This is a genomic window from Bacteroides luti (genome assembly GCF_900128905.1).
GTDB lineage: Bacteria > Bacteroidota > Bacteroidia > Bacteroidales > Bacteroidaceae > Bacteroides > Bacteroides luti.
The window spans coordinates 388,214-403,194 of the sequence record NZ_FQTV01000002.1; the positions used below are offsets into that span (position 1 = coordinate 388,214).

Sequence of the window (14,981 nt, forward strand, 5' to 3'; positions counted from 1 at the left end):
AAAATCAGTTTATTAAATAATATGTGTGATGTTTCGCATACAGATATACGTACAAAAATAGTATTTTAATAATGGAACATATTATAGTTAAGACAGCAAATAACGAGACGAGGATCCGACTTTATGGATCCTCCTCTCCCGTCAAGGTCTCCAAGGGAGAGCAACGGAAAAAATTACTCGGGGAGGACGTTGTCGATCTTTCGATCGAAACCTCTAAACCGATCCCTTTTGTTGTAGGCGATTGGTTGGAAGTATTCGGCGAAAAGTATTGGTTAAACCTAATGCCAAAAGCAAAGAAAGCAGGCCGGAAAAGCTTTACTTACGACTTGACTTTCGAGGGGGTGCAATATCTTTTGTCAAAGGTCGTTTTTCTCGACGAGGATAAAAGCGGGAAATCAACCTCCGGAACGTTCACTCTAAGAGCCAATCTCGAGGAGATCGCCGGTATCGTGATAAACAACCTCGTCCGCGTCTATGGAACCGGATCGTGGATAATTGGAACATTACCGGCCCAAACGACCGACGTCCGGGATTTTTCATTTACAGATAACAATTGCCTTGCAGTTGTTCAGCAGATCTGCAATGAATACGGGATCGAGTTTAACATTGCTAAGAGTGGGAACGCTTATGCCTTAAACTTTAAGAAATTAGGGCAAATAATCCCCTATACGCTTAAATACGGCCGGGGGAATGGTCTTTATACTCTCGATCGTGAAAATGTCTCCTCGAGTAATATAATAACCCGCTTGTATGCGTATGGATCAGATAAGAACCTCCCGAGTAATTATCGCAACTATTCAACACGGTTAAGGCTTGCGGCAAACGCTCAATCTTATATCGAGAATGCGAAAGCCGTTACAGCCTTTGGCATAATCGAGGGATCCAAGACTTTCGACGAGGTTTATCCACATAGAACCGGAACCGTTTCGGCGATCGTAATGGGGAACATTCTTTCTTTTATTGATAGCTCCATCGATTACAACCTTAATAGTTATTTGATATCCGGGACGTCGGCGAAAGTTACGTTTAACTCCGGAGGACTATCCGGATATACATTTGAGTTATCCTCATTCGATTTTGCATCTAAGACGTTTAAGATCCTTTCATATACCGACGATCGGAATAATGTTTTCCCGAGCTCGAGCGCTGCAACGTTTCAAATCGGAGTCGGGGATACTTATGTAATTACCGATGTTTATCCGACACAATCACAGATCGACACAGCCGAGGCCGAACTCGCAACCAAAGCGCAAGAATATCTCTCCCAAAATTGCGCCCCAAAGGTTAAGTACGGAGCGACCATCTCGGAGGATTTTCTTTCTAAGTTGGCCGGATCCGGAGCAACGGTTAATATATTTAGCCTTGGCGACGCTCTCGGAATCATTGACGACGATGTTAATGTATCAAGAACCGGAGCCGACTCGATCCGGATCACATCTTTAACAAGATCTTTAATCGCCAAAACGTCTTATTCCTATACACTTGACGTTTCCGATACGGTCGAAATGCAATTGATAAATAGAATCCTTGCAGATCAACAACAGACAAATAAGATTATTCGGATCAATAATCTTACGGACGTATCCCGGCTAAAAAGATCATGGAGGACAACGCAAGAACTTCTCACAATGATTTTCGATCAAGACGGGTATTTCAAAGACGGAAATATCCGGCCGAACTCGATCGAAACGCAAATGTTATCCGTTGGGGCCAAAGCTCAACAATTCGTATTAAAGAACCTCGTTATCGAGCCCAATTATAACGGAAATCCAAACTCGATCAATGTATCGAGCGGTGTTCTCGTTCATTATGGGATATCCTCCGGTATAAATACTTGGAACTTAAGCGCCGCCTCTCAAACGTTGGCTAATACCGGGGCTTATTATATCTATTGCAGGGCTAATAAGGCAGACTCCGGAGCGATTATCCTTTTCGATCAGACTCAACACAGCGTCGAGGAGGGATCTTATTATTATTTTATGATCGGAGTTTTACACTCGGTCGATACAAATAATACTCGTTGGATCTCCTTAACCTATGGAGCGAGCTCGGTAAACGGACGATTCATTAAAACCGGCCGAATTATTTCCGCCGACGGGAACACTTGGTTTGACCTCGATACGGGAGAGATCCACGGTAAAATAACGTTTGGATCCAATAATACGACACTCGAGGAGGTCGACCAAAAAGCAAGCGACGCAAACAATTACGTTACTAATACTTTGCCCGGGATCCTCGAGGGTATCCAAGCGCAACTCGACGGACAAATAGAGCAGTTCTTTTATACTTATGATCCGACGACTACAAACGTACCGGCGAGCGATTGGACGACGACAGCATTACAAGAAGCTCACCTGGGAGACTTGTTTTACAATACGACAACCGGAAAGGTTTTTCGTTGGATAAAAAACGGAACGGTTTACAGTTGGCAGGAACTACAAGACTCGGAAGTCGCCCAAGCTTTGGCCCTTGCAAATGACGCTTTGGCCCTTGCCAAAACAAAACGCCGGGTTTTTACAGTTCAACCGACAACACCTTACGAGGTCGCCGATCTTTGGGTACAAGGATCAACCGGCGATATTATGAAGTGTACCACGGCCCGGACTTCCGGCTCTTATGTTGCCTCCGATTGGGAAAAGGCAAGTAAGTACACCGACGATTCAGCCTTAACGACTTTTGTAAATGGATTATTTTCGACAACCGTTTCAGATCTTACGACTCAAATCGACGGAAAGATCGAGAATTACTTTACAGCTTCAGATCCGGCGACCGCTTGGGCGGATGATACCACAAAGGCAAAACACGTCGGGGACTTTTGGTATAACACAACGGGAAAACAGCTTAAGCGTTACACCTTTGCAAATAGCGCCTATACTTGGGAGCTGATCGAGGACGCTGCCGCAATTGCAGCCGCCGAGGCAGCCTCTAAGGCGCAAGATACAGCAGACGGCAAACGTACTGTTTTCTTGGTACAGCCGACGACGCCTTATTACGCCGGGGATCTTTGGACGGATGGATCTTTCCTTAAACGTTGTATCACAACCCGGGAAAGCGGCTCTTATGTTGCTTCTGATTGGGGCCTCGCTACCAATTACGATAATACAAAGACTACGATCGACGGAGGGATAGTAACCTCCGGGACGGTTCAGCTTGCCGGAGACTCGGGATCGGTACTTGCCGGTATTACAGGCCAAGGAACGGCCGAAACGTCCGTCCGTATTTGGGCCGGAGCGACTTTTGACTCGAGAGCGTCCGCTCCTTTTAGGGTTTTACAGAGCGGGGAGGCTTTCGCTAGGTATCGTATCGAGTTACAAGATGCAAATCTTAACGGACTTGCCGGAATTTGCGGTCAAGGAACCGACGGAACAGATAACGGTATCCGTTTTTGGGCGGGATCTACTTACGCAAATAGGGCGTCCGCTCCTTTTAGAGTAGATAAGGACGGAGCTTGCGTAATGGAAAAAGTAGAAATACGATCCGGAGCAAAGATCGGCGCCTGGCAAGTTGGCGGAGATGTTGACGGAGGGCTTTTTAATGATTCCGGAGAGGCTTATCTTATCGCCCGCAAATCTTTCGGTGATGGGAATTATTGCGAGGCCCGTATCGGTACAGCTGTTTTTCCATCGAGTTCCGGTATTCGTGGGGCAGCTTATTTTGAGAATACGGAAAATAACACATACGGTACAAATATAGGCTTTGCGGTTGATGTAAGAAACGCCGATTCGAATATCGCTTGCGCTATGTATGGGGGCCACGTCTCGGGGCTCGCTGTTAGGCCTTTAAACGTATCGAGTACTCAATCTATACCGAGGGGCGTTAATGCAGTCTTTTGCCTCAATACAGCAGAGATAACTATTACTTTGCCGGCGTTGGATCAAAAGGACGACGGTTATATTATGTGGATTAAGAATATTAACGGATCGAATGTCTTAATTAAACCGGGATCCTATTATCAACCCATTCACGCCGATAGAGGGACGTTATATACGACATCTAATCCAAACTCCCTACAAAGTATCGGGGACGCAACGGCTTATATCTTTAAATGGGGATTAAAACGATCCGGATATTCAGATACCGGATTTTGGGTACAATTTAAGAACCCTCGCGATTGGTAAATGGCGTTTGTGATCCTGAACAGATCTAATGTAATTATTATATATTACTGATATACAGATGATAAAATATATCGTTTTAAAGTTTACACTCATTATTACACACAAAAAATAAAAAAAGTATGGAAAAGATTTTGATTTCAAGAGATGAATATAAAATTAATGAAGATCTCGAAAGAATAGAAAAAGAGTTAATACCTGCTATTCAATTAATAATTGATGCTTATTTAACTCTTGAAATAGGGAGCTTTAGCGACAAAGTTTTTAAAGATGTAACAAATAGGACAGAGCCACTATACAATACGATCGAAAAGTATATAGGACAACAAGAAAAGGCTCTTAAAAAAGCCGGGATAAAAGGCGCCGTTCTCGACGAACTTACAACAAAGGCCCTCGAGGATCTGAATCCTCTTAAAAAAGCCGTAGAGAGATATTTCGACCTTGATCGTTATGTGTTCCCTCTTATTGGCTATATTTCTTTTGAAGATAATAAACCTATCTTTTCATTAGAAAATAGAGAGAATATTATCGAAAAACACAGTCGTTATATAACCACCGAGGAGGAAAGAGAGCTTTTTGAAAAACATAAAGCTGCCATCGAGGGTATAAATGCGCTACTTGAACATCTTGAAAAAACGACCGGTTTAAGGACAACGATTTCCAATTACATTAAATCGTTTATTATTTGTGATGAGGGAAACAATAGAGTCTGTATGCCGTCGATGGATTACAAATAGTATTGTTTAATTAGGTTCCCTTTCTTGCAATCAATTAGTTTAAATATTTATCATTAACTAAATTTAACGCAAGCAAGGGGAGCCTCTCTATTTTCTTATTATTTGATTAAATATTTGTGTCTATTGGACGCAAAATGGCTGTAAACCAATTGGTTTAACCTGTTTTTTATGTAGAAAAATTCACTTTACTTTGTTGTACAAACAGTAAAAAATCAATTATTATGCAATTTGAATTATTTGAATTAAAAAACTTATTGTCAGACGCCGCCGAGATTGCCTCGGTCAAAATACTTGTAGAACTCGGGCATTTACCCGCCACACTGTCAAAGAGAGAGGCTTATCGAAAATATGGAGAGGGCGTCGTAAAAAGGTGGATATCCGAGGGCCTTATCAAAGTCAGAAAAGACGGAAATAGTACCTCTAAGTGTCGCCTCAACCGAATGGAACTTGAAACTCTTTCTAAAGCTAACAATAGATTAACATATAAATCAACCGCCGAAAGGCAATAAAATTTTCATTATGAATAATACAATTTCTTATGATCTTGCAGAGGTTTTATCCATGATTCCACAAAAGGAGTTAATTAAATATCTTAAAGAATCTTTCGAGTATTATATACAAGAAGGTCAAGACTCCGGAAAGTCTCTCTCTCTTAAATATTATGTTATGGAACAACTTTCCAAAGTTTTTAGCCGAACTTATGAAGTGATCGACAAAAACGAAATGCAGTCGCTTAATGATGTGAATATACAGAAAATGGAAGAGCGTATTAAAGAGCTGACTATAGCTAATAAAGAATTAGCAGAGAGACATAATAAATCAAATATTCCGAATGAAGTCTTAAGAGAAAAACTTGCAGAGCGATTTTCTGAAATTTCAAAAAGAGTAATTGCACAAGTAACAGAAGAAATGGCCCAATAGCCCAACGAAACCGAATCGTAACAACATAAAGTCATGATAAACCTTAAATAAGGTTGTGAATACGGGGGCCCGGGAGGGTCTCCGTATTTATTTCTTTATTTTTGTACTCGTATTATAAATAACATAAAAATGAAAAATGTATTATTAGGTGTGTTCGTTGCATTCTTAATGTTTTCTTGCAACGATAAAGAAGATCCCGGACTTACTCCGGATCTTGTTAGTGTCAGATTTAATGTGTCTCTCCCGCTTGAAGTTAAAGAGCAGCAAATTACGACGAGAGCCTTAACCGAAAACCCTCTTTCCGATAAACTATCTAAAATTGAGTATTTAATTATAAGAAAGGATCCTCTCGCTTTGGCAGCTCGTGGATCGCAGTTATCGACTGATGCAAATTTCGGAACTCTGTTAATCAATATTCCCGCCGGCCTTTATAAAGTTTATTTGGTTGGCATAAGTAGTCTTAATAATGGATCTTTTTCGATGTTGGATAACGGATCTGTATTTATGAATAATCAAGAATTTTACATAGGCTTACTTGATGATCTTTCGGTATCTGCAACTCAAACAACATTTTCAAATACTTTAAAAAGGCCCGTTGGTTGCGTGAAAATTGATATAACAGATCCGATTCCTACAGATGTTTCTTATGTTACAGTTTATATGTCGAGCAATGTAATTGGTATGAGTATGGGAGGAGGATATATTTCGGAAACCCCTGGGAATAAGATCGACGAACGATTTACGGTAAGTAATGGGTATTTAAATAGTAAAAGCCTTTATTTTGTTCCTCAAACTATATCGTCGATACATATTAGGGCTTATGATGCATCCGGAACGCTTCTTGCTGATAAATCGGTATCAAATCTTACAGTTGAGGCCAACAAAAGATATATAGTCACGGGTACTTTATTCGAGTCGGTGGGAAATAAAGATTTTACAATTACGATCGATGATTCGTGGGATTCCGAAACAACAATTCCATTATAATAATAAAAGGGAGGCTGATTTAGCCTCCTTTATTACTTTTATTTTCAATAATTTAGTATGTTTGCAAAAAGCAATAATTCTTATGATATGATCTATAAAGAGCCTATTTGTAGCAATTGCGAACATCGTATTTACGATAAACCGGGAGCCTATTGTAAAGCTTTCCCGGACGGAGACGGAATACCGGACGAAATTCTCGTCGGTGCGAAATCTCATTTCCGTTTATTTAAAGGACAAAAGGGGAGCCTTATTTATAGTCCTCAAAAGAAAATCTTATTTAATTAAATTCTTTTGCTAATTCTTTACCGTATGCAGCTCCTTGTTCAAAGGTTGCGTCCGAAGCATCGAGGAGTTTAACTCCTTTAATATCGACTCCGTACTCTTTTGCCATTCGGAGGTACATTTTTGCCATCGGTGTTTTATCCATACCGTTATCAACTACAGAAACAGCAAGCATACCAACATCTGTAATAATTGCGTTTCCTACAGATTGATTTTCTTTTATTGCATCCAATAAAGCAGATGTTCCGGAAGTTGTAGAGCTTGTCGAGTTGGCCATAATACTGTCGACAACCGCATTTGTTTGCTGCCTAGCGATAGCGTCGGCTTTTGGATCTGATGTTTTTTTGCTTGTGCATCCACAAAGGGCAAGGCCTATGAGGAGCGGTAAAACGTATTTCTTCATATTAAATTTATATTAGATATCGGCAAATAAACAAATTAAATGCTAAATATCAAATAAATAGAGACTTTAAAATACTTGTTACAGAAAAACAATTTAAAAGTATGGTTTTATGATCCTTTCTTGAATAGTGCGTAAAAGTGTGCGTAAAATAAAAAGCCCATCTGTAATTGTTTGATTTACAGATGGGTTTTGTTTTGCTTGGTGATCCGCTTGGGGCTCGAACCCAAGACCCCAACATTAAAAGTGTTGTGCTCTACCAGCTGAGCTAGCGAATCAGATCGTTTGTTTCTCAATTGCGAGTGCAAAGGTACAACTATTTTCTAAAATACCAAACAATTCCAAGCTTTTTCTTATCTTTGTCTTCGAAATTCAACTCTATACATTATATATATGGCTGACGATAAAAAGATAATTTTCTCAATGGTAGGAGTTAGCAAAGCTTTCCAACCAAACAAACAAGTATTGAAAAACATCTATCTTTCTTTCTTTTATGGAGCAAAGATTGGTATTATTGGTCTTAACGGATCTGGAAAATCTACTTTACTTAAGATTATTGCCGGACTTGAAAAGTCTTATCAGGGAGAGGTGGTCTTTTCTCCGGGATATTCTGTAGGATACCTGGCACAGGAACCTCATTTGGATGATACTAAAACTGTGAAGGAAGTCGTGATGGAAGGTGTGCAAAGCATTGTCGACACTTTAGCTGAATACGAAGCTATCAATCTGAAATTCGGAGAGCCTGAATATTATGAGGATCAGGATAAAATGGATGCTCTTTTTGCTCGCCAGGCAGAACTTCAGGATATAATTGATGCAACCGATGCGTGGAATTTGGACAGTAAACTAGAGAGAGCGATGGACGCCCTTCGTTGTCCACCGGAAGATCAGCCGGTTAAGAATCTTTCAGGAGGTGAACGCAGACGAGTTGCTTTATGCCGATTATTGCTTCAACAACCAGATATCTTGTTGCTTGATGAACCTACTAACCACCTGGATGCCGAATCTATTGACTGGTTGGAACAGCATCTTCAACAATATGCAGGTACTGTTATTGCGGTTACTCACGACCGTTACTTCCTTGATCATGTTGCCGGATGGATTCTGGAACTAGACCGTGGCGAAGGTATTCCATGGAAAGGTAACTACTCTTCCTGGTTGGAACAGAAAACCAAACGTATGGAGATGGAAGAAAAAACAGCTAGCAAACGTAGAAAAACTTTGGAACGAGAATTGGATTGGGTGCGCATGGCACCAAAGGCTCGTCAGGCTAAAGGTAAAGCTCGTTTGAATTCATACGATAAATTATTGAATGAAGATCAAAAGGAAAAAGAAGAAAGACTAGAGATCTTTATTCCTAATGGACCACGTTTAGGTAATAAAGTTATAGAAGTGAAAGGTGTTACAAAAGCTTATGGAGATAAGTTGTTGTTTGATAACCTTGAGTTTAATCTTCCACCTAATGGCATAGTAGGAGTGATTGGTCCTAACGGTGCCGGTAAAACAACTCTTTTCCGTTTGATTATGGGATTGGAGCATGTTGATAAAGGTACATTTGAAGTAGGTGAAACTGTTAAGTTAGCTTATGTTGACCAACAGCATAAAGACATTGATCCTGAGAAGAGTGTTTATCAGGTGATTTCCGGAGGAAATGAATTAATGCGCATTGGCGGAAGAGATATTAATTCACGAGCATATCTTTCACGTTTTAACTTTTCAGGTGGTGACCAGGAAAAATTATGTGGAATGCTTTCCGGTGGTGAACGTAACCGACTTCATTTGGCAATGGCTTTGAAAGAAGAAGGAAATGTATTGTTACTTGATGAACCAACTAATGATATCGACGTAAATACACTCCGTGCACTCGAAGAAGGTTTGGATGATTTTGCAGGTTGTGCTGTTGTTATTTCACACGACCGTTGGTTTCTTGATCGAATTTGTACACACATTCTTGCTTTTGAAGGAAATTCAGAAGTCTTTTTCTTTGAAGGTTCATATTCGGAATACGAAGAAAATAAGATGAAGCGCCTGGGAAATGAAGAACCAAAGCGTGTAAGATATCGTAAATTAATGGCAGATTAATATTATTTTATAAAACAGGACGAAAAGCTTCGAAATTAGTTTCGAAGCTTTTCTTTTGCTTATAAATTTAATATTGCTTTCTAAATATAAAAAAATGGTACAGAATGTAATATTAATGTAATTTTTATTAATTATATTTGTTGCTTGAAATTTATAGCGTTAAATATTTTCATTTTAATCATATAATTAACAAGCAGAATTATGAGAAAACATTTTGTTCATTTTCTATTGGTAACTTTGCTTACAACTTTTTGCACTGTAGCTGCAGTCGCTCAAACTGTTGTTAAGGGTAAGTTGGTGGATGCGGAGACTAATGAAGGATTAATTGGTGCATCTGTAACGGTTGAAGGTACTTCCCAAGGTGCTGTTACAGATCTGGATGGTTCTTTTACTTTGTCGGTAAAATCAGGAACTGGTACTTTAATCTTTAAGTACATTGGTTACAAAGACCAAAAAATGAAAGTTACAAAAAAAGGTACAGTCGATGTAGGTACAATTAAAATGGAACCGGATGCTGTAGCTTTATCCGATGTTACAATTACTTCTTCCATCGCTATTCAGCGTAAAACTCCAGTAGCGGTATCAACTATTGACCCGGTATTTATCGAAGAAAAGTTAGGAACACAGGAATTTCCTGAAATATTGAAATCTACTCCTGGCGTTTATGCTACTAAAAATGGTGGTGGATATGGTGATTCAAAAATCAATATGCGTGGTTTCCAGTCTGCCAACGTTGCTGTTATGGTAAATGGTATTCCAATGAACGATATGGAATGGGGTGGTCTTTACTGGAGTAACTGGGCTGGTCTTTCTGATGTTACAAGATCTATGCAGACACAAAGAGGTCTTGGTGCTTCTAAAGTTTCTGCTCCTTCAGTGGGTGGATCTATTAACATTGTAACTCGTACTATTGATGCAAAGAAAGGTGGATCTGTTTCTTACGCAATGGGTAACGATGGTTTTAACAAACTTTTATTCAATGTTTCTTCTGGACTAACCAAAGATGGATGGGCTATGACTCTTCTTGGGGGCAAAAGCTGGGGAGATGGTTATATACAAGGTACAGAATTTGAAGCCTACAACTATTTCGTTAATATAGCTAAAAGAATAAATGATAATCATCAGATTTCTTTAACTGCTTTTGGTGCACCTCAATGGCATAACCAAAGAAGTAATTATGATGGTTTGACAATTGAAGGATGGCAGCAGGTTAAAAATTATATGAAAGGCGATAGTCCTTATAAATATAATCCTACATTTGGTTACGGATTAAATGGTGAACGCAAAACTTCTGCTCATAATGAATATCACAAACCTCAGATTTCTTTAAATCATTTATGGCAGGTTAATGAAAAGACTAGCTTAAGTACTACTCTTTATACTTCTATTGGTAGAGGTAGCGGTTATAGCGGTCAAGGTTATACAAGTGCTTTGTCTAATACATGGTATGGATCATCTGACGGCGTTTTAAATACAACTTATCGTAATTCTGATGGAACTTTTGCTTATGATCAGATTTATGCTATAAATGAAGCTAGTCAAAATGGCTCTCAAATGGCAATGTCTAAATCAATCAATAATCATAACTGGTACGGATTACTTTCTACATTTACATCTTCTTTAACTAAAGAGATTAATTATTATGTAGGCCTTGACTTAAGATATTATGTAGGACAGCATACTAACGAACTTATTGATCTTTATGGTGGTGATTTTTATATTGACCGCTATCGTAAGGATGTAAAAGCTGAAAATAATAGTGCTGCTGCATTAGGTACAGATTTTACAAACAAAAAATTAAAAGTTGGCGATGTGGTTTATCGTGACTATAATGGTTATGTAATGCAAGAAGGGGTATTTGGACAAATTGAGTACAATAAAGATAAATTAAGCTCATTTATTGCAGGGTCAGTTTCAAACACTGGTTATTGGAGAAAAGACCATTTCTATTATGATGATAAACATGCAAAATCAGAAACATTAAACTTTATTGGTTTTACAGTTAAAGGTGGTGCTAACTATAACCTAACTGAAAATCATAATGTCTTTGCTAATGTTGGTTATATATCTCGTGCACCTTTCTTCTCTGGTGGTGCATTCCTTTCATCAACTGTAAGTAATGCTACTAATCCTGATGCTATTAATGAAAAAATATTTTCTGTTGAATTAGGATACGGTTATCGATCTAAATATTTCACTGCAAATGTTAACGCATATAGTACTGCATGGATGGATAAAACTACAACCAGAACTCTTACTTTGAAGGACGGCGACCGTGCTCAAATCAATATGTCTGGAGTAGATGCTCTTCACCAAGGTATTGAAGTGGATCTTGCAGCTCATCCATACTATTGGTTAGATATTACTGGTATGTTTTCAATAGGAAACTGGAGATGGAACAGCAATGCTACAGGTTATTTCTATAACTCAGCTGGTCAGCCATTGACAGGTGAATATGAAGCTGATGGTATTACTCCAAAGATTGCATCAGGTATTCAGGCAGCTGATCACGCAAAAATGACTGTTTATCAAAAAGGTGTTAAGGTGGGTGGATCTGCTCAGACAACAGCTGCTCTAGGTGCTAAATTCAGACTTAGCAATAATTTTCGTGTAGGAGCAGATTATAGCTTATTTGCACGTAATTATGCAGATTTTGCATTGGCATCAAATGATATTATAATGAATGGTGAAAAAACATTTGGTAGCCCATGGCGTATCCCTGCAGCTAATCTAGTTGACTTGAATGCTAGCTATTCATTCCCAATTGGAAGTGTAAAAGCTGTTTTATATGGTAATGTTGAGAACTTATTCAACCAGGAATATATTGCTGATGCTTATGATGGTGGTGGTCACAACTGGCAATCTGCATATCGTGTATTTTATGGATTTGGACGTACATACTCGATAAGACTTAAACTTAACTTTTAATCCTTTATAGAGATAATTAATTATGAAAAAGTATATAATATTAAGTTTTGTAGGTGCATTGTCGTTATTGTCAAGTTGTGATTATAACGATAAATATTTTGATGGACTGGATGATCTGGTTACGCCTACTAATAAATTAGCATTGGATTATACTCTGACAGGTGACGATTACGCTACTATTTCTACGTTATCTGCTAATAAAACCCTTGCCACAACTAATAATGTATCTTCTGCTTTAGCTGCAATAAAAACCAATCAATGTTTATCTGCTGCTATTCCGGCAGCTGATTATGTTCCTGCGTTTCTTGCATCTAAATGGTATTCAGCTAGTGAAGGTGCTGCAATAAAGGTTACTTATAAGAAAAGTGTTAATCTTCCTGATTATGTAGCAAAATTAAGTGTTGCTCCAAACTATTCAGTTTCTGCAGCAAATTATAAAACTATTTGGGGAGCAAATTCATCTGTGAACTTCTTTACTCCTGCAAAGCCTGCATCAACAAATCTTCCTGTTATTTTGGCATCAGCTTATCCTGCTGCTGTTAGTGGTGATGTAGTTGCTGTAAATTATAATGAGTCTGCTAGTGAACCTACTATTCAAAGCGCTTTAAGTGAAGATTTTGAAGCTGGTACTGTTGGTAATGTTGCTTCAATAGCAGGTTGGGCAAATGTAACAACAGTTGGAACATATAGCTGGAGTGAAAAGACTTTTAGCAGTAACAAATATATTCAGGCAACTGCATATAACCATGCTGCTGGTGCTCTTGAAATGTATATGATTTCTCCTTCATTCTCAGTTACAGCTGGTCAGGTTTTCTCTTTTGATGCTTGTTTGGGAAATTATAAGCCTGCAGGTGGAACACTTACAGTTCTTATATCTTCAAACCTTGCTGGTACTACTGCTAGTGATATCGCAGCTGCAACATGGGATGATGTAACATCTAATTTTACTATTCCTGTTCCAACAGGTACTTATGGAACACTTGGTAAGGTTGGAGAATTACTTCTTTCTAAATATGTAGGAAAGAAAGTAAACATAGCTTTCCGTTATAATGGTGATAACTCAACAGGAGCAACTACAACTGTTCAGGTTGATAATGTTTCTGTAGCATTAGCTGGAGGTTCTTATACTACTAATGGTACATTGTATACTTTCAATGGAACTAAATGGGTTACTTATACAGGCAATGGTTACTTCCTTACAAAGGCTGACTTTGCAACAATGGGTAGCAAATATGATAACTTTAGTTCAACAATGCCAGCTGATAATTATATTCCTCAATTCCTGAAATTGAAATATCCATATGCTCAAGAAGGAAACACAATGGCAGTGGTTTATAAGTATTACACAGGATCAGCTACTGGATTACGTACCGATGAATATGTTTTCACCGCTGGAAGCTGGGTTAAGAATGACAATGTAGAGCAATTTACAGATCAATTTGTTTATACTAACGGAAAATGGGTATATGATCCAAGTGTGGTATTAAATTTAAAACCAGCTAAAGGTCTTGCTGATGTAACTGCATTCTACCAAAAAATAACAGATTATGTTTGGACTAAGATAGATCAACCTGCAGGCGTAACAGTTAAAGGTACAGGTTATACAACAAGTTATGGTAATAATGAATATTATTATGGTAGCTCGGCATATAACAATAACTTTGATTTCCGTCCATCTGCATGGAAAGCTCAGAATGCAACTGCATATTCTAGTATGACAGATGATCAACTAAAAGCAGAAATGTTTAAACGCTTACCTGCTGCATTTATCCCTGCGTTGGAAGCAACTTATCCAACAGCTACTACAGTTGCTGGTGTAAATGTAACTTATACTATTAATTTTGGAGTTTATACTGGAAGTTCTATTTCGGCACCAAATTATACTATAGTATATAAAGTAACAGGTACTGGTAAGTTTGAATATGTAGCAAACTCTTTGAAAGCATTATAAGAATTTACTCAATTCATATCAGAATGCCATCCTTAGAAAATAGGGATGGCATTTTTTTTCTGCACCATTCAATAAAAATAAATTTCATCCCTCACTCCCTTACTTTTTTATCTAACCAATTAAATAGCAGTTTATTACAAGGCGATGGATTGATTTCTATCATCACCAAACCATCACCAAAAGGCATGAACCCTCACCTTTGTGAGCGCAATCTGCAAATTTCAGACTTAATACGTCTTGAGCAATAATATAAGTTGAGTTTGATCATTTTTTTAATAAAAATAGCTCGAAATGGTGAGGGATGACCCAAAAAGTGATGGTTTTAGTTTTTCAATAAGATGGTGTAGAAATACAAAGTCAAAACATCTCGCCTGTCTTTTTTAAAACGTAACCGGATATTGAACAAACTCCCGCCAACTTTCAAAAAAAGCTGGCGGGAGTTTACACATATAGATTGTTTGGAATAACCTTTCCTGGATTGGGTGGTTCTTTTGCAATTTAGTTGAAAAGAAGAGTTCCCAGAACTAGTTTTCTTTTCAGTAGCATGAGCTTTGCCTTTCCATACATCATTCGTTTTA

General features: G+C 38.4%; 11 protein-coding genes and 1 tRNA gene. 9 read left to right on the forward strand and 3 right to left on the reverse strand.

Annotation, left to right across the window (positions count from 1 at the left end; translation table 11 throughout):
* The first annotated feature begins 71 nt into the window (after positions 1–71).
* From BUC21_RS03335 to BUC21_RS03360, 6 genes are all read left to right on the forward strand, one after another.
* Positions 72–4,118, forward strand: a complete 4,047-nt coding sequence (locus BUC21_RS03335; protein WP_073399144.1) for a phage tail protein — start codon at positions 72–74, stop codon at positions 4,116–4,118.
* Positions 4,119–4,237: 119 nt separating this feature from the next.
* Complete coding sequence (locus BUC21_RS03340; protein ID WP_073399145.1) at positions 4,238–4,852, forward strand: hypothetical protein; 615 nt, start codon at positions 4,238–4,240, stop codon at positions 4,850–4,852.
* Between the two features lie 221 nt (positions 4,853–5,073).
* Positions 5,074–5,361, forward strand: coding sequence for a hypothetical protein (locus BUC21_RS03345; RefSeq protein ID WP_073399146.1), 288 nt, complete (start codon positions 5,074–5,076; stop codon positions 5,359–5,361).
* 10 nt (positions 5,362–5,371) lie between these two features.
* Positions 5,372–5,773, forward strand: coding sequence for a hypothetical protein (locus BUC21_RS03350; RefSeq protein ID WP_073399148.1), 402 nt, complete (start codon positions 5,372–5,374; stop codon positions 5,771–5,773).
* A gap of 150 nt (positions 5,774–5,923) precedes the next feature.
* Positions 5,924–6,760, forward strand: coding sequence for a hypothetical protein (locus tag BUC21_RS03355; RefSeq protein ID WP_139261213.1), 837 nt, complete (start codon positions 5,924–5,926; stop codon positions 6,758–6,760).
* Between the two features lie 57 nt (positions 6,761–6,817).
* The gene (locus tag BUC21_RS03360) at positions 6,818–7,045 is read left to right on the forward strand and encodes a hypothetical protein (protein ID WP_073399152.1); all 228 of its coding nucleotides are present in this window, start codon (positions 6,818–6,820) and stop codon (positions 7,043–7,045) included.
* Here the strand turns inward: BUC21_RS03360 and BUC21_RS03365 are convergent.
* Positions 7,038–7,319: a hypothetical protein gene (locus BUC21_RS03365; RefSeq protein WP_139261216.1), complete on the reverse strand. Its 282-nt coding sequence runs from the start codon at positions 7,317–7,319 to the stop codon at positions 7,038–7,040. The two genes, BUC21_RS03360 and BUC21_RS03365, sit on opposite strands and share 8 nt — an antisense overlap.
* Before the next feature lie 325 nt (positions 7,320–7,644).
* Positions 7,645–7,720 (reverse strand) — tRNA-Lys (locus BUC21_RS03370).
* 115 nt (positions 7,721–7,835) lie between these two features.
* Here BUC21_RS03370 and ettA point away from each other — a divergent pair.
* From ettA to BUC21_RS03385, 3 genes are all read left to right on the forward strand, one after another.
* A complete protein-coding gene (gene ettA, locus BUC21_RS03375) occupies positions 7,836–9,524 on the forward strand; it encodes an energy-dependent translational throttle protein EttA (RefSeq protein WP_073399155.1) in 1,689 nt (562 codons plus the stop codon).
* Between the two features lie 201 nt (positions 9,525–9,725).
* On the forward strand, positions 9,726–12,452 hold the full coding sequence (locus BUC21_RS03380; protein WP_073399157.1) for a TonB-dependent receptor: 2,727 nt from the start codon (positions 9,726–9,728) through the stop codon (positions 12,450–12,452).
* A 22-nt stretch (positions 12,453–12,474) separates the two neighbouring features.
* The gene (locus BUC21_RS03385) at positions 12,475–14,403 is read left to right on the forward strand and encodes a choice-of-anchor J domain-containing protein (RefSeq protein ID WP_073399159.1); all 1,929 of its coding nucleotides are present in this window, start codon (positions 12,475–12,477) and stop codon (positions 14,401–14,403) included.
* Between the two features lie 322 nt (positions 14,404–14,725).
* On the opposite strand, the gene BUC21_RS16505 is transcribed toward BUC21_RS03385, so the two are convergent.
* On the reverse strand, positions 14,726–14,981 hold a 256-nt coding region (locus tag BUC21_RS16505; protein WP_217653501.1), incomplete at its 5' end, for a hypothetical protein.